The organism is Streptomyces montanus, assembly GCF_005786655.1.
Taxonomy (GTDB): Bacteria; Actinomycetota; Actinomycetes; order Streptomycetales; family Streptomycetaceae; genus Streptomyces; species Streptomyces sporangiiformans.
Genome location: NZ_VBZC01000072.1, coordinates 30,607 through 45,573, shown reverse-complemented (window position 1 = coordinate 45,573; position 14,967 = coordinate 30,607). Strand labels below are relative to the sequence as shown.

Genomic DNA, 14,967 nt, shown 5'->3' with positions numbered 1-14,967 from the left:
CGCCGACCGCGCCGGGCGCGGCGACCGGGCCGAGGCGCGGGGTCAGCGCGAGGGCGACGGCCGTGAGGGCCAGCGCGGGCAGCAGCCACGCCGCCGCGAGCAGCCCGTACGAGGGCAGCGCCAGACTCGCCAGAGCGTTGAGACCGAGCCCGACCGCCAGCGCGGCGACCGACCGGATCATCAGCAGCCGGAAGCCGTGCATCGGCGAGACCACCGCCATCTCGTACGTCGGGTCCAGCACGGGCCCGTACGACAGGGCGACCCCGGCGAGCGGCAGCAGCGGTGCGAGGGCGAGGAACAGCGTGGGCGCCTGGGACACCCGCGCCGGATCGATCGAGTTGGTCGCCACCACCGTCATGACCAGCACGGCCACGACCGAGCCCAGCCAGGACAGGCGCAGCACGGGCGTGGCGGCGAGCAGCCGTGCCGTGTGGTCGGCGACGCCGATCCGCACCAGCAGCGATTCGACGAACCCGGGCCGCGGCGCGTCCAGTTCGGCATCCAGCCGCTCCCAGCCCGCGTCCAGCGCGGCCGGGTCGCTCACCTCGGCCAGCACGGCGCGGCACGGCGCGCACGCGACGAGATGCGTGTCGGCGGACCACAGCAACGGCGGCGCCAACTCGCCCCGCGCGTACGCCCGGAGATCGTCCTCCGACACATGCCAGCCCGCGCGGCGGCTTTCCGTCCTGCCCACGTCGTCCGTCATGCCAGGGCCTCCCTCAGCTGCTTGCGGGCCCGCAGCGCCCGTGTCTTGACCGTGCCGGGCGGGATGCCCAGCAGGACGGCCGCTTCCCGGGTGGTCAGCCCGTCGATGACCGTCGCCTGGAGGACGGCCCGCAACTCCGGCGACAGCCGGACGAGGGCGCCCGCGAGGTCCCCGTGCTCCACCCCCGCGAGCACGCGCTCCTCCGCGGACGCCTCGTCCCGGTGCCGCAGCCGGGCGAGCGCCTGCCGCAGCCGGCCCCGCGCCCCGTCCCCCCGCAGCGCGTCGATCAGCCGCCGCGACCCGATCCGCCACAGCCACCCGGCGACGTCCCCCTCCTCGCGGTAGCGGGCGCTGCCCCGCCACACGGCGAGAAACGTCTCCTGCACGACGTCGTCGACGACACCGGCGTCGGCGCAGCGGCCGCGCATCCGCGCGGTGAGCCACGGCGCGTACCGCCGGTACAGCTCTTCGAAGGCGCGCCGGTCCCCGTCCGCCGCGATGGCCCGCAGCAGATCCCCGTCGCTTCTCGTTTCGCTCACGTCTCCTCATCGGACGAGCCCCACGGATCGGTTCACGGGTTCCGGAGGATTCTTCGGGAATTCTCCGGAGCCGCGAAGACCTTGACATGCACTCTCAATTCCACCACCCTTTCACTACTTAATTAGTGAAAGGGTGGTGGAAGCGGGTGGTCGAGTTCCGTATCGACCGGCGCACCGGCGTGGCGACCTACGTGCAGATCGTCCAGCAGACCAAGCAGGCCCTCCGCCTGGGCCTGCTCGAACCGGGCGACAAGCTCCCCACGGCCCGCGAGGTCGTGGAGGCCACGGCCATCAATCCGAACACCGTGCTGAAGGCCTACCGCGAACTGGAGCGCGAGGGCCTGGTCGAGGCGCGGCGCGGTCTCGGCACGTTCGTACGGCGCTCACTGGGCGCCGCCCCGGCGGACTCGCCGCTGCGGGCCGAGCTGTCCGACTGGGCGGCCCGCGCCCACGCCGCGGGCCTGGACCGGGACGACGTGGCCGCGCTCTTCGCCTCCGTACTCGACGAGCAGTTCCACAACGGGCAGTTCGGCGACGGCCGGTTCCACGACGAGCAGCGGTTCAACAACACCAAAGGGGAACAGGCATGACCGAGACCGCCATCGAGGCGGCCGCACTGGGCAAACGGTTCGGGCGGCGAGGAAAGTGGGCGCTGCGCGACTGCGCCCTGAAGCTCCCGGCCGGACACGTCTGCGCTGTCGTCGGCCCCAACGGCGCGGGCAAGTCCACGCTGCTCGCCGTCGCCGCCGGACTGCTCAAGCCGACCGAGGGCTCGCTCACCGTGCTCGGCACGCATCCCACCGAGGCCCGCCCGCGCCTCGCGTACGTCGCCCAGGACAAGCCCCTCCACCCGCAGCTCACCGTCGCGGCCACCCTGCGCCTCGGCCGGGAGCTGAACCCCGGCCACTGGGACGCGACCGTGGCCGAACGCGTCGTCAGGCAGGGGGACCTGGATCCCAAGGCGCGCGTCCGCTCGCTCTCCGGCGGCCAGCGCACCCGCGTCGCGCTCGCCCTCGCGCTGGGCAAGCGGCCCGAACTCCTCCTCCTGGACGAGCCGATGGCCGACCTGGACCCTCCCCCAAGGACTGCGACAAGCTCCGTCCAGGGGGGACCCCCATGCCCGCCACGAACTGATGGGCACCCTGCTCGCCGAGGCCGCCGAGAACGGCACCACGGTGGTGATGTCCTCGCACGTCGTCGCCGAGCTCGAGGGGTCCTGCGACTTCCTGCTGCTGCTCGGAGCCGGCCGGGTGCGCCTCGCGGGGCCGCTGGAGGACCTGCTCGCCGCGCACACCCTGATCACCGGCCCGGCCGGCGCCCACGCCGATCTCGCACCGCACACCGTCGTCGAGTCCCGCACCACGGGCCGCCAGCTCACCGCCCTCCTCCGCCCGGACGGCCCGCTGGACGACGTCTGGCAGACCGCCGCGCCGTCCCTCGAAGAGCTGGTCCTCGCGCATCTCCGCAGCCCGGAAGCCCCCGCGCTGCTCCTCGCCGCCAGCGCCGCCCAGGAGGCCGCCGCATGACCGCCCTCGCCGCCGTGCCGACGACCCCCCGCCGCCGGTCCCGGCTCGCGCCGCACGGCCTGACCTGGTCGGTGCTGCGCCTGCACCGCACGGCGCTGTATGTCTGCGGCGCCGCCTTCGTGGCCTTCGCGGCCACCATGATCTGGATGTACGCCATCGGGGACGACGCCCGCGCGAGCATCGGCGCCTGCGGCTCACCGGGCTCCGGGCTGCCCTCCTGCCTGGAGATCACCGAGCTCACCGCCGAAAACGACACCTACCGGTACGTCCTGTCACTGGCCACCACGGTCCTGGCGTACGCGATGTTCCCCGTTGCCGCGTGGGCGGGCGGCGCGCTCATCGGCCGGGAGCTGGAGAGCGGCACCGCACGGCTGGCCTGGACCCAGTCGGTCACTCCGCTGCGCTGGCTCGCCGCCAAGCTCGCCGTGCCCGCGCTGCTGCTGACCGCCGGCACCACCGCGGCCGTCCTGCTGAACGTCTGGGCCCGCCAGGACGACAACCCCAACCTGGTCGGGGACTGGTACTACCCCGACGTCTTCGTCACCACCGGCCCGACCGCCGTCACGTACGTCCTCGCGGGCCTGGCACTCGGCGCGCTCGCCGGTCTGGTCACCAGGAGGGCCCTGCCCGCCGCGGGCGTGGGATTCGCCGCGACGCTGGTGCTCTACAACATCCTGGAGCGGTACCGGGAGGACCTGTGGCCGACCGTGTACAGGCAGGGTGACTCCCCCGGTGGACTGCCGCGCTCCGCGCTCCCGGTGGACAACGGGATGGTGCTCACCTCGGGCGAGCGGGTGACGGGCTCCCGCTGCCCCATGCTGCCGGACTCGGCCTGCGTGAAGGACGCGGACGTCGCCGGGTACTACAGCACCTTCCACCCCCGGTCCCACTTCTGGCCCCTCCAGCTCGTGGACGCCGGCATCGCCCTGGCCGTCGCGGCCCTGGCCACCGCCGCCGCCTTCTGGCTGCTGCGCCGCCGGACTCCCTGAGCCGTACGACTGGTACGCCCCTCACGGGGGAAGGGGCGTACCAGTCGTCGCCCATGCCGTCGCCCGTGCCGTCAACCGTGCCGTCTCCCGTGTCCGCGGAGGCTCTCCGGTGCCTGCGGACTCCCGGGAGACCACCCGCGCTATCCCGCACGTCATGTCGCCGTAACCATCGATTCAGACAGCCTTGCGACCCTCGACGAATGAACCCCGCCGTACCCGAGCCTTCGCCTCCACCGGAGAACGAGCCCTCGCCCATGAAGGAGAACGGGAGCCTTTACTTCACCGCCGCGCTCCCGCCCGCTCCTTCCGATGCGCCCGTTTCCGTCCTGGCGCGGAAGAATGGGTTCATGAGTCAGCAAGACACCCAGGCACAGGTACAGCACGCGCAGCCCTCCGTCGGCTCCATCGCCGCGCACCGCCCCCACACCGTTGCCGCCGTGGTCTCCGATCTGGAGCCCGACCTCGACGCCGATCTCGACGCGTACGAGGACTCGGAGCGGGACGGTGTCCGGCTCCCCCAGGGCCGCTTCCTGGACCGGGAGCGGAGCTGGCTCGCGTTCAACGAGCGGGTGCTGGAGCTCGCCGAGGACCCGCAGACGCCGCTCCTCGAGCGAGCGAACTTCCTGGCGATCTTCGCCAGCAACCTGGACGAGTTCTTCATGGTCCGCGTGGCCGGCCTGAAGCGGCGTATCGCGACCGGCGTCGCCACGCGCTCCGCCTCCGGCCTGCAGCCCCGCGAGGTCCTGGAGATGATCTGGTCCCGCTCGCGCGAGCTCATGGCGCGGCACGCCGCCTGCTACCAGGAGGACGTGGCCCCCGCGCTCGCGGAGGAGGGCATACACCTGGTCCGCTGGAACGAGCTGACGGAGAAGGAGCAGGCCCGCCTCTTCACGCTCTTCCGCAACCAGATCTTCCCGGTGCTGACGCCGCTGGCCGTCGACCCGGCGCACCCCTTCCCGTACATCTCGGGCCTGTCCCTGAACCTCGCGGTCGTGGTGCGCAACCCGATCTCCGGCCACCGCCACTTCGCCCGCGTGAAGGTCCCGCCGCTGCTGTCCCGCTTCCTGGAGGCCTCCCCCGGCCGCTACGTCCCGCTGGAGGACGTGATCTCGGCCCCGGCCCACCTGGAGGAGCTCTTCCCGGGGATGGAGGTCCTGGAGCACCACATGTTCCGGGTCACGAGGAACGAGGACCTGGAGGTCGAGGAGGACGACGCCGAGAACCTGCTCCAGGCCCTGGAGAAGGAGCTCATGCGGCGCCGCTTCGGGCCGCCGGTGCGCCTGGAGGTCGAGGAGTCCATCGACCGGTACGTACTCGATCTGCTGGTGCGGGAGTTGAAGATCACCGAGGCCGAGGTGTACCCGCTGCCGGGTCCCCTGGACCTCACGGGCCTCTTCGGCATCGGCCGCCTCGACCGGCCCGAGCTGAAGTACCCGAAGTTCGTCGCGGGCACCCACCGCGACCTCGCCGAGGTCGAGTCGGCATCGGCGCCCGACATCTTCGCCGCCCTGCGCGAGCACGACGTCCTGCTGCACCACCCGTACGACTCCTTCTCCACCTCCGTGCAGGCGTTCCTGGAGCAGGCCGCGGGCGACCCGGACGTCCTCGCCATCAAGCAGACCCTGTACCGGACCTCGGGCGACTCGCCGATAGTGGACGCCCTCATCGACGCCGCCGAGTCCGGCAAGCAGGTCCTCGTCCTGGTCGAGATCAAGGCGCGCTTCGACGAGCAGGCCAACATCAAGTGGGCCCGCAAGCTGGAGGAGGCGGGCTGCCATGTCGTGTACGGCCTGGTCGGCCTGAAGACCCACTGCAAGCTGTCGCTGGTGGTCCGCCAGGAGGGCGACACCCTCGCCCGCTACAGCCACGTCGGGACGGGCAACTACCACCCCAAGACCGCCCGCCTGTACGAGGACCTCGGTCTACTCACCTCCGACACGCAGGTCGGCGCGGACCTCTCCGACCTCTTCAACCGCCTCTCCGGCTACTCCCGCCGCGAGACGTACCGCCGCCTCCTCGTCGCCCCCAAGTCCCTGAGGGACGGCCTGATCGCCCGGATCAACAAGGAGGCCCAGCACCACCGCGCGGGCCGGCCCGCGTACGTCCGCGTCAAGGTCAACTCGATGGTGGACGAGGCGGTCATCGACGCCCTCTACGGCGCGTCCCAGGCGGGTGTACCGGTGGATGTGTGGGTGCGCGGCATCTGCGCGGTACGCCCGGGTGTGCCCGGCCTGTCGGAGAACATCCGGGTACGTTCCGTCCTCGGCCGCTTCCTCGAACACTCCCGTGTCTTCGCCTTCGGCAACGGCGGCGAGCCCGAGGTGTGGTTCGGCAGCGCCGACATGATGCACCGCAACCTCGACCGCCGGATAGAGGCCCTGGTCCGGGTCAAGGACCCGGCCCACCGGGCGGCCCTCAACCGGCTCCTCGAGACCGGTATGTCCGACGCGACCTCCTCCTGGCACCTCGGCCCCGACGGCGACTGGACCCGGCACTCGTCCGATTCCGACGGCCAGGCCCTGCGCAACGTCCAGGAGATGCTCATAGACGCCCGGAGGCGCCGGCGTGGCACAGCGACACCTTGACCCTGCGGACCCCAAGGCCGGTCCCGAGACCGTCCCTGTGGCCGGGGACGCCCTGGCGGCCTACCTGCAGGCCCAGGCCACGGAGTTCCTCCGAGCACTGCGCCAGCACCGCGAAACCGGCGGCGGGGCGTCGAACAGCTCGGCCTCGAACGGCTCGGCGCCGAACGGCACCGAGGAGAGCATCGACGCGGCCCGCGCCCTGCGCCGCTCGGCCCGTCGCATCAGCGGCACGCTCCACACCTTCCGGCCCCTGCTGGACGCGGACTGGTCGGAGGCTCTGCGCCCCGAACTGGCATGGCTGTCGGGCACCTTGGCCCTCGAGCACGCGTACGCGGCACGCCTGGAGCGACTGCTGGCGGCCCTGCACCGCCTGTCGGGCTCATCCGCCTTCCCGGTAGAGGCAACCGGCCCCGCCGTGCGCAGCCGTGCCACCACGGCGGAGTCCCGCCCGAAGCGAGCGGAACCCGAGGCGGCCTCCGGCCCGCACAGTGGATCCACAGCGGAGCGGGGCCACCTGACCGTAGGAGCGGCCAAAGCGGGCGCCCTCCTGGAGCGCCAGCTCACGCTGGCCCGCACACGGGCCCACTCCGCGGCACTCCAGGCGCTCGGCTCGAGCCGCTTCCACGCGGTCGCGGACAACGTCGCCGTACTCGCCAGCGAGGTCCCGCTCACCCCGGCCGCGGCCACCGCCGACCTCAAACCGCTCGCGGCCGCCGCGGAGGAACGCCTCTCCGACGCCGTCGCCGGCCTGCCCTTAATCACCGCCGGCCACCCCTACAACGCGGCCGCCCTCGTCCACGGCCTCTCCACGGACACGGCCCCGCAACCCCAGGACGCCCCCTGGCACCAGGTCCGCCTCCTGCTGCGCCTGCACCGCTACGCCCGGGAAGTCCTGCACGGCGACGAAGCCCCCGTGGACGTACACCTGTTGAGCGCCGGCCAGGCCATGGACCGGCACCGGGACGCGGCGGAGGCGGCGTCGGCGGCGGCCTCGGCGGCCCGCACCCCGCGGATCGCCCCGGCGACGGCGTACGCGCTCGGCGTGCTCCACGCGGATCAGCGGCACGAAGTGGAAGCGGCGCGGTTCGCGTTTCAGCGGGCCTGGCGGAAGGAGACGGCCGGCGCACCATGACCGGCTGAGCAAGGCCAACGGTTGGCACCCCACGACCAAAGGAGGCCCTGTGCACATGACGAACGGTGACCCCGTCCGCGCGGCGGGCTGCGTCCTGTGGCACCGCTCACCCCTCGACGGTGAACTGGAGATCTGCCTGGTCCACAGGCCGAAGTACGACGACTGGTCGCATCCGAAGGGCAAGCTGAAGCGCGGCGAGGACCCGTTCGCGTGCGCGGTGCGGGAGGTCGAGGAGGAGACCGGCTTCCGCTGCGAACCCGGGCCGCGGCTGGCCACGGTCCGCTATCTGGTGAACGGCCGCCCCAAGGAGGTCACCTACTGGGCGGCCGAAGCGACCGAGGGCGGCTTCACCCCCAACCATGAGGTCGACCGCATCCTCTGGCTCTCGCCGCAGACCGCCCGCGACCGCCTCACCCAGCCCCGCGACCGGGTCCTGGTGGACGAACTGCTGGCGGCGCTGCGGCACGCGTGAGCGCTCTTCAGCCGGCGGTCAGATGTCCCTCGGCGTCCTCGCGCGCAAGACTGCGGGCGCGACGGGCCGGTCCTCTCCAGCCGCAACTGCATCTGGCCACGCAGAAGCGGCCCTTCTCGGTGGTGGTCGTGCGGTGTTCCCGGGGGTCGAACTCCTCCTGCTGCGCCACATGACAACCGTACCGACCTCGCGCGCGGCGACATCAGGGCTCCGTCGCGAACTTCCGCGCTCACCCATGCTCTTCCTCATGGCGTGACGGCCCTCCCCACCCGTCGTTAAGCGGAACGACAGGAGGCGCACAGAGGGACGGCCCGGCTTGGGGGTAGGCAGGCGATGGTGGAGCGGCAGCACAGGCAAGGGGGCGGGGCGGTCGCCGTGGCCGCCGCGGCGGCGGGGCTGATGGTCTGCGCCACCGGATGCACGGGCAGCGGGGCCGCCGCCGAGGACGGACGCTCCGCAGACGATCCGGTCGAGGTGCTCCAGCAGGCCTCCGCGACCCTGGTGCGCGCGGGCAGTTCCAAGGCGCGTACGTCGATGCAGATGGCCACCGGCGGCACCCGCGTCACCATCCGCGGCGAGGGCGTCTACAACTTCCGGCAGCAGGTCGGCCGGCTGAAGGTGCTCCTCCCGCAGGACCCGGCCGGCGCCACCGAGCACCACCCGATCACCGAACTCCTGGCAGATGGCGCGCTCTACATGAAGAACCGCGGAGGCGGTGTGCCGGCCGACAAATGGGTCCGCGTCGACACGGCCACGCTCTCCGACGGCAACCTCGTCACCGGCGGCGCCACCGATCCGCTCGCCGCCGCGGAACTGCTGCGCGGCACGCGGAAGGCGACGTACGTGGGGCAGACGTCCGTCGCCGGCACCCGGGTACGCCACTACCGCGGGACCGCCGACCTTCGCGAGGCGGCCGGGCGAGCCTCGAAGGGCAACCGCGGACCGCTCCGGGCGGCGGCGAAAGGGTTCGCCAGGACCGAGGTCCCGTTCGACGCCTACCTCGACGACCAGGGACGCATCCGCAAGGTCCGGCACCGGTTCAGCTTCGTCAACGGGCGGCGGCAGGGCGCCGTCGCGGTCTCCTCGACGACGTTGCTGTACGACTTCGGGGCCCCCGTGGACGTACGACTGCCCGACGCCGAGGACATTTTCGCGGGGAAGATCGCCGATGAGTAGGGACCGCGGCCGGAGCGCGGACGGCCGGAATGTGCGGGGCCGGAAATGGTCCGTTGGTGCCATGCGCCGTGTGTAGGCCGCTCCCTACTCTAGGAAGTCGGTGACGGCAGGAAGAGGTGATGCACGTGGCTCCGGTGCGCGGTACGGCAGTTCAGGACCACGTGGCCCTCGCCGAGATCGAGCTGTGCGGAGACCTGATCATCGCGGCCTCGACCACCCGTGAGGACCGGCTCAGCCCCGACCGCATCGACGAGGTGCTGAAGTTGGCCGAAGAGCGCTTCCTCGAGGAGCACGGCGAGGGCGCCGACAAATCACCCTGATCCGAGTGGGATAAGTCACCTGCCGGGAGGGTCACGTACGCAGCAGGCGCCCGATCGCCTTCGTCGCCTCTTCCACCTTGGCGTCGATCTCCGTACCGCCCTTGAGCGCCGCGTCCGCGACACAGTGGCGGAGGTGCTCCTCGAGAAGCTGGAGGGCGAAGGACTGGAGGGCCTTCGTGGAGGCGGAGACCTGGGTGAGTATGTCGATGCAGTAGACGTCCTCGTCGACCATCCGCTGCAGGCCCCGGATCTGGCCCTCGATGCGCCGCAGCCGCTTGAGGTGCTCGTCCTTCTGCTTGTGGTAGCCGTGGATCCCGCGGTCGTGGTCGGTCACCACGTCCGCCGTACCCGCGGAGGGCGCGTCCGCGCCGGCTTCGGTGGTCGTCATCGCGTCCTCCTGCTGGTCACTGCGGCGAACCTGACCGGCCCGCCGGTTATATACCCCTGCTGGGTATATGGTAACGAATTTTGCTGGGTATAGGGCCCTTGGCCGCTTCTCCGGCCGGCCCCACGGTCGGTCTTCCGCCCGGCCTTCCGGTCAGTCCCCTGATCAACTCTCTGATCGGCTCCTGACCTGCTCCCTCTCACCCCCGGGCCAGCCTCCGGTCGGTCTTCGAAGGACCCCGTGCTGACCACTCTGCACGATGAGCCACACTGGTGGACGGCCGGTTAGCCGTGGCCGGATGATGCACCTAGCATCAGCCAGACCGAAACCGAAGCAATCCGAGGACCACACGTGCGATTTCGTCTGACCCCCAGGGAGACGAGCTTCTACGACATGTTCGCCGCATCCGCGGACAACATCGTCACGGGCTCGAAGCTCCTGATGGAACTGCTCGGAGCGGACATGTCCGCCCGGGCCGAGATCGCAGAGCGTATGCGGGCCGCGGAACACGCCGGTGACGACGCCACACACGCGATCTTCCACCAGCTGAACTCCTCGTTCATCACGCCGTTCGACCGCGAGGACATCTACAACCTCGCGTCGTCCCTCGACGACATCATGGACTTCATGGAGGAGGCCGTCGACCTCGTCGTCCTCTACAACGTCGAGGAACTGCCGAAGGGTGTCGAGCAGCAGATCGAGGTGCTGGCGCGGGCGGCGGAGCTGACGGCCGAGGCGATGCCGAACCTCCGCACGATGGACAACCTCACCGAGTACTGGATCGAGGTCAACCGCCTGGAGAACCAGGCCGACCAGATCCACCGCAAGCTGCTGGCCCACCTCTTCAACGGCAAGTACGAAGCGATCGAGGTGCTGAAGCTCAAGCAGATCGTGGACGTGCTGGAGGAAGCGGCGGACGCGTTCGAGCACGTGGCGAACACGGTGGAGACCATCGCCGTCAAGGAGTCCTGACCCTTTCATGGACACCTTCGCTCTGGTCGTGACCATCGGCGTCGCGCTCTTCTTCACGTACACCAACGGCTTCCACGACTCGGCGAACGCGATCGCGACGTCCGTGTCGACGCGGGCACTGACCCCGCGGGCGGCGCTCGCGATGGCCGCGGTGATGAACCTCGTCGGTGCCTTTCTGGGCAGCGGGGTCGCCAAGACGGTCAGCGAGGGACTGATCTCCACGCCGCAGGGCTCGAAGGGGATGGGCATTCTCTTCGCGGCGCTGGTCGGCGCGATCGCCTGGAACCTCATCACCTGGTACTACGGTCTGCCGTCCTCCTCTTCCCACGCGCTGTTCGGCGGCATGGTGGGCGCGGCTCTGGCAGGCGGTACGACCGTCTACTGGTCCGGTGTCCTCGAGAAGATCGTCATCCCGATGTTCGTGTCACCGGTGGTCGGCCTGGTCTTCGGCTATCTGGTGATGACGCTGATCATGTGGATCTTCCGGCACTCGAACCCCCACAAGGCGAAGCGCGGTTTCCGCATAGCCCAGACGGTGTCGGCGGCGGGCATGGCCCTGGGCCATGGTCTCCAGGACGCCCAGAAGACGATGGGAATCGTGGTGATGGCCCTGGTCATCGCCGATGTCGAGGAGTACGGCGACGCCATTCCGGTCTGGGTGAAGATCGCCTGCGCGGTCATGCTGTCGCTCGGTACGTACGCGGGTGGCTGGCGCATCATGCGTACGCTGGGCCGCAAGATCATTGAACTGGATCCGCCGCAGGGGTTCGCCGCCGAGACGACCGGCGCGTCGATCATGTTCGTCACGGCCTTCCTCTTCAAGGCCCCCATCTCCACGACCCACATCATCACGTCGGCGATCATGGGTGTGGGCGCGACGAAGCGGGTCAATGCCGTTCGCTGGGGTGTCGCCAAGAACATCATCCTGGGCTGGTTCATCACGATGCCGGCGGCGGCGCTGGTCGCCGCGACGAGCTTCTGGATCGTGAACGTGGCGTTCCTGTAAGGGGTTTCCCATCCCATCCGGCGCTTGAGGACAAGGCCGCACCTTCAGCCCGTCCGGCGTTTGAGGACGAGGCCGTTCAGGCCGATACGGGGGTCTGGGGGCGGAGCCCCCAGGTTCGGGATGGGACGGGTAGGGGCGGCGGGGGCGAGGAAAAACGGCGACGGGCCCGCCCCCGGGAGCCAGGGGCGGGCCCTCTTCGGCCTCGCGGTGGCACCGCCATGCAGCACCGCGAGGGGTCCGTGAACCGTACGTACGGGATCAGCCGAAGCGACCCGAGATGTAGTCCTCAGTCGCCTGGACCGACGGGTTGGAGAAGATCCGCTCCGTCTCGTCGATCTCGATCAGCTTGCCGGGCTGCCCGACAGCCGAGAGGTTGAAGAAGGCGGTGCGGTCGGAGACACGGGCCGCCTGCTGCATGTTGTGCGTCACGATGACAATCGTGAAGCGCTCCTTCAGCTCACCGATCAGGTCCTCGATGGCGAGCGTCGAGATGGGGTCGAGCGCCGAGCACGGCTCGTCCATCAGCAGCACCTGCGGCTCCACCGCGATGGCACGAGCGATGCACAGCCGCTGCTGCTGACCACCCGACAGCCCCGAACCGGGCTTGTTCAGACGGTCCTTGACCTCGTTCCAGAGGTTCGCGCCCTTGAGGGACTTCTCGACCACGTCGTTCAGCTCGGACTTCTTGTACGAGCCGTTGAGCCGCAGCCCGGCCGCCACGTTGTCGAAGATCGACATCGTGGGGAAGGGGTTGGGGCGCTGGAAGACCATGCCGACCGTGCGGCGCACGGCCACGGGGTCGATCCCGCTGCCGTACAGGTCCTCGTCGTCCAGCAGCACCTTGCCCTCGACCCGTCCGCCGGGAGTGACCTCGTGCATACGGTTCAGCGTGCGCAGGAAGGTCGACTTGCCGCAGCCGGACGGGCCGATGAAGGCCGTCACGGAGCGGGGCTCGACGGTCATGGAGATGTCTTCTATCGCCTTGTGGGCGCTGTAGTAGGCGGTCAGTCCGCTTACGTCGATTCGCTTGGCCATGTCAATCACTGCTTCTTTCGAGAGGTCGCTGTGGCCGCGTCAGCGACCGGTCTTCGGGGCCTTCCAGCGGGCGATCCCGCGAGCCGCCAGGTTGAGGATCATCACGAACGCGATCAGCGTGAGCGAGGCGGCCCAGGCACGGTCGTAGGCCGCACCGGAGCCGGCGCTGTTCGCGTACTGCTGGTAGATGTACAGCGGCAGCGACGCCTGCGCACCCTCGAACGGGTTGTTGTTGATGAAGGGGTTGCCGAACACCAGCAGCAGCACCGGCGCGGTCTCACCGGCAATGCGGGCGACCGACAGCATGATGCCGGTGGTGATGCCGCCGAGGGAGGTCGGCAGGACCACCTTGAGGATGGTGCGCCACTTCGGGATGCCGAGCGCGAGGGAGGCCTCTCGCAGCTCGTTCGGCACCAGCTTGAGCATCTCCTCCGTGGAACGGACCACGACCGGCATCATCAGGATGGCGAGGGCGAGGGAGCCGGCGAAGCCGAAGGGCTGCATGTCGAACATCAGCATCAGGCTGAGGATGAACAGACCGGCGACGATCGACGGGATACCGGTCATCACGTCGACGAAGAAGGTGACGGACCGGGCAAGCCTGCCGCGCCCGTACTCCACCAGGTAGATCGCGGTGAGCACACCGATCGGCGCACCGATCACCGTGGCGAGGCCGACCTGCTCAAGGCTGCCGACGATGGCGTGGTTGATGCCGCCACCCGGCTCGGTGTCGGCGACCACACCCATCGAATGGGTCAGGAAGTAGACGTCGAGGACCTTCACACCCCGCACGACGGTCGTCCAGACCAGGGAGACCAGCGGGACGACGGCGAGCAGGAAGGCGACCCAGACGAGGGAGGTCGCGACGCGGTCCGCCGCCTGGCGGCGACCCTCGACGCCCGCCGAGATGGCGTACGTACCGAAGACGAAGAGGAGCGCGGCGATCACGCCCCACTGCACCCTGCTGTCGAGGCCGCCGACAACGCCGATACCGACGGCGGCGGCGAGGGAGCCCACGGCGATCGCCCACGGGGACCACTTCGGAAGGCTGGCGCCGCGCAGCTGGCTGGGGCGCTTCTCTGCGACTGCGTGGCTCATGCGTTGGCCCCCGAGTACTCCTTGCGGCGGGCGATGATCGCACGGGCCGCGCCGTTGACCAGCAGGGTGATGACGAACAGGACCAGACCGGAGGCGATGAGCGCGTCACGGCCGAACTCCGTCGCCTCGCTGAACTTGCTGGCGATGTTCTGGGCGAACGTGCCGCCGCCCGGGTCGAGCAGGCTGGCCTGGATCTCGAAGGTCGGGGAGAGGACCGTGGCGACGGCCATCGTCTCGCCGAGCGCGCGGCCGAGTCCGAGCATCGAGGCGGAGATCACGCCGGACCGGCCGAAGGGCAGCACGGCCATCCGGATGACCTCCCAGCGCGTGGCGCCGAGGGCGAGCGCGGCTTCCTCGTGCATCTGCGGGACCTGGCGGAAGACCTCACGGCTCACGTTGGTGATGATCGGAAGGATCATGATCGCGAGCAGGATGCCGACGGTGAGCATCGAGCGGGGCGCGCCGCCCTGCCACTCGAAGATGCCGGTCCAGCCGAGGTATTGGTCCAGCCAGCCGAAGAGGCCGTTCATCTGCGGTACGAGGACGAGGGCGCCCCACAGGCCGTACACGATGGACGGCACGGCGGCGAGCAGGTCGATCACGTACGCGATGGGGCCGCTCAGGCGGCGCGGGGCGTAGTGCGTGAGGAAGAGCGCGATGGCGACCGCGATCGGGACGGCGATGACCATCGCGACGATCGAGGAGACCACCGTGCCGAAGGCCAGGACGGCGATGCCGAAGTCCGGCGGGACGGCGCTGGTGTTCCACTCGAAGGTGGTGAGGAAGTTGCCGTGGTCCTTGCTGATCGCGAGGGAGGCGCGGTAAGTGAGGAAGGCCGCGATGGCGGCCATGATCACCAGCAGGAGGATGCCCGACCCGCGGGAGAGGCCGAGGAAGATCCGGTCTCCGGGTCGGGTGGCGCCGCGGGATGCGCGCTTCTGCTCGACCACGGACGGCTGTGGAGTGGGGGGAGGGGCGTCGGTGTTCTGTGTGGATATATCCATCGGGTTCTCCGGTCTGCTGAGC

Annotated in this window: 16 protein-coding genes and 1 pseudogene; 10 read left to right on the top strand and 7 right to left on the bottom strand. The window is 70.2% G+C overall.

Annotated elements, in window-relative coordinates; genetic code table 11:
* Both FE633_RS40445 and FE633_RS40440 read right to left on the bottom strand, forming a co-directional pair.
* The coding region (locus tag FE633_RS40445) for a cupin domain-containing protein (protein WP_138050158.1) at positions 1-706 on the bottom strand (706 nt) is incomplete at its 3' end.
* Positions 703-1,245: an RNA polymerase sigma factor gene (locus FE633_RS40440; RefSeq protein ID WP_138050157.1), complete on the bottom strand. Its 543-nt coding sequence runs from the start codon at positions 1,243-1,245 to the stop codon at positions 703-705. The genes FE633_RS40445 and FE633_RS40440, both read right to left, overlap by 4 nt.
* A 146-nt stretch (positions 1,246-1,391) precedes the next feature.
* Here FE633_RS40440 and FE633_RS40435 point away from each other — a divergent pair, with 146 nt between their 5' ends.
* The 6 genes and pseudogenes from FE633_RS40435 to FE633_RS40410 all read left to right on the top strand — a co-directional run bounded on the left by FE633_RS40435 (position 1,392) and on the right by FE633_RS40410 (position 7,949).
* The gene (locus FE633_RS40435; RefSeq protein WP_138050156.1) at positions 1,392-1,835 is read left to right on the top strand and encodes a GntR family transcriptional regulator; all 444 of its coding nucleotides are present in this window, start codon (positions 1,392-1,394) and stop codon (positions 1,833-1,835) included.
* A pseudogene (locus FE633_RS40430) lies at positions 1,832-2,771 on the top strand (ABC transporter ATP-binding protein). The gene FE633_RS40435 and the pseudogene FE633_RS40430 overlap by 4 nt, the downstream one beginning before the upstream one ends.
* Positions 2,768-3,760 (top strand): hypothetical protein, encoded by a 993-nt coding sequence (locus FE633_RS40425; protein WP_138050155.1) that lies wholly within the window; start codon positions 2,768-2,770, stop codon positions 3,758-3,760. Before FE633_RS40430 ends, FE633_RS40425 begins: the two are co-directional and overlap by 4 nt.
* Positions 3,761-4,107: 347 nt before the next feature.
* Positions 4,108-6,345 (top strand): RNA degradosome polyphosphate kinase, encoded by a 2,238-nt coding sequence (locus FE633_RS40420; RefSeq protein WP_171060320.1) that lies wholly within the window; start codon positions 4,108-4,110, stop codon positions 6,343-6,345.
* The gene (locus tag FE633_RS40415) at positions 6,326-7,477 is read left to right on the top strand and encodes a CHAD domain-containing protein (protein WP_138050153.1); all 1,152 of its coding nucleotides are present in this window, start codon (positions 6,326-6,328) and stop codon (positions 7,475-7,477) included. Before FE633_RS40420 ends, FE633_RS40415 begins: the two co-directional genes overlap by 20 nt.
* Before the next feature lie 55 nt (positions 7,478-7,532).
* Positions 7,533-7,949 (top strand): NUDIX hydrolase, encoded by a 417-nt coding sequence (locus FE633_RS40410; RefSeq protein WP_138050152.1) that lies wholly within the window; start codon positions 7,533-7,535, stop codon positions 7,947-7,949.
* Between the two features lie 7 nt (positions 7,950-7,956).
* Here the strand turns inward: FE633_RS40410 and FE633_RS47555 are convergent, their stop codons facing one another.
* Positions 7,957-8,118: a hypothetical protein gene (locus FE633_RS47555; protein WP_171060319.1), complete on the bottom strand. Its 162-nt coding sequence runs from the start codon at positions 8,116-8,118 to the stop codon at positions 7,957-7,959.
* A 164-nt stretch (positions 8,119-8,282) separates the two neighbouring features.
* Here FE633_RS47555 and FE633_RS40405 point away from each other — a divergent pair, with 164 nt between their 5' ends.
* Positions 8,283-9,125 (top strand): SCO4651 family lipoprotein, encoded by an 843-nt coding sequence (locus tag FE633_RS40405; RefSeq protein ID WP_138050151.1) that lies wholly within the window; start codon positions 8,283-8,285, stop codon positions 9,123-9,125.
* A 119-nt stretch (positions 9,126-9,244) separates the two neighbouring features.
* A complete protein-coding gene (locus tag FE633_RS40400) occupies positions 9,245-9,445 on the top strand; it encodes a hypothetical protein (protein WP_171060318.1) in 201 nt (66 codons plus the stop codon).
* A gap of 31 nt (positions 9,446-9,476) precedes the next feature.
* On the opposite strand, the gene FE633_RS40395 is transcribed toward FE633_RS40400, so the two are convergent.
* Positions 9,477-9,833, bottom strand: coding sequence for a metal-sensitive transcriptional regulator (locus FE633_RS40395; protein WP_119105904.1), 357 nt, complete (start codon positions 9,831-9,833; stop codon positions 9,477-9,479).
* A gap of 348 nt (positions 9,834-10,181) precedes the next feature.
* Between FE633_RS40395 and FE633_RS40390 the strand changes: the two genes are divergently transcribed.
* Positions 10,182-10,802, top strand: a complete 621-nt coding sequence (locus tag FE633_RS40390; RefSeq protein ID WP_138050150.1) for a DUF47 domain-containing protein — start codon at positions 10,182-10,184, stop codon at positions 10,800-10,802.
* Positions 10,803-10,809: 7 nt separating this feature from the next.
* Positions 10,810-11,808: an inorganic phosphate transporter gene (locus FE633_RS40385; RefSeq protein ID WP_138050149.1), complete on the top strand. Its 999-nt coding sequence runs from the start codon at positions 10,810-10,812 to the stop codon at positions 11,806-11,808.
* Between the two features lie 258 nt (positions 11,809-12,066).
* On the opposite strand, the gene pstB is transcribed toward FE633_RS40385, so the two are convergent.
* From pstB to pstC, 3 genes are read right to left on the bottom strand one after another with little or no spacing between them, the layout of a single operon-like run.
* Entirely contained in the window at positions 12,067-12,843 is a 777-nt protein-coding gene (gene pstB / locus FE633_RS40380; RefSeq protein WP_138050148.1) for a phosphate ABC transporter ATP-binding protein PstB, read from the bottom strand.
* 39 nt (positions 12,844-12,882) lie between these two features.
* Positions 12,883-13,941: a phosphate ABC transporter permease PstA gene (pstA, locus tag FE633_RS40375; RefSeq protein WP_138050147.1), complete on the bottom strand. Its 1,059-nt coding sequence runs from the start codon at positions 13,939-13,941 to the stop codon at positions 12,883-12,885.
* Positions 13,938-14,945, bottom strand: a complete 1,008-nt coding sequence (gene pstC, locus FE633_RS40370) for a phosphate ABC transporter permease subunit PstC (protein WP_138050146.1) — start codon at positions 14,943-14,945, stop codon at positions 13,938-13,940. Before pstC ends, pstA begins: the two co-directional genes overlap by 4 nt.
* Positions 14,946-14,967 lie beyond the last annotated feature (22 nt).

Bases quoted from the DNA above. Each gene is read 5' to 3' on its own strand.
- FE633_RS40395 (WP_119105904.1), bottom strand. From the start codon at position 9,833: ATGACGACCACCGAAGCCGGCGCGGACGCGCCCTCCGCGGGTACGGCG.
- FE633_RS40425 (WP_138050155.1), top strand. From the start codon at position 2,768: ATGACCGCCCTCGCCGCCGTGCCGACGACCCCCCGCCGCCGGTCCCGG.
- FE633_RS40405 (WP_138050151.1), top strand. From the start codon at position 8,283: ATGGTGGAGCGGCAGCACAGGCAAGGGGGCGGGGCGGTCGCCGTGGCC.
- FE633_RS40420 (WP_171060320.1), top strand. From the start codon at position 4,108: ATGAGTCAGCAAGACACCCAGGCACAGGTACAGCACGCGCAGCCCTCC.
- pstA (WP_138050147.1), bottom strand. From the start codon at position 13,941: ATGAGCCACGCAGTCGCAGAGAAGCGCCCCAGCCAGCTGCGCGGCGCC.
- pstC (WP_138050146.1), bottom strand. From the start codon at position 14,945: ATGGATATATCCACACAGAACACCGACGCCCCTCCCCCCACTCCACAG.
- FE633_RS40410 (WP_138050152.1), top strand. From the start codon at position 7,533: ATGACGAACGGTGACCCCGTCCGCGCGGCGGGCTGCGTCCTGTGGCAC.
- FE633_RS40400 (WP_171060318.1), top strand. From the start codon at position 9,245: ATGCACGTGGCTCCGGTGCGCGGTACGGCAGTTCAGGACCACGTGGCC.
- pstB (WP_138050148.1), bottom strand. From the start codon at position 12,843: ATGGCCAAGCGAATCGACGTAAGCGGACTGACCGCCTACTACAGCGCC.
- FE633_RS40385 (WP_138050149.1), top strand. From the start codon at position 10,810: ATGGACACCTTCGCTCTGGTCGTGACCATCGGCGTCGCGCTCTTCTTC.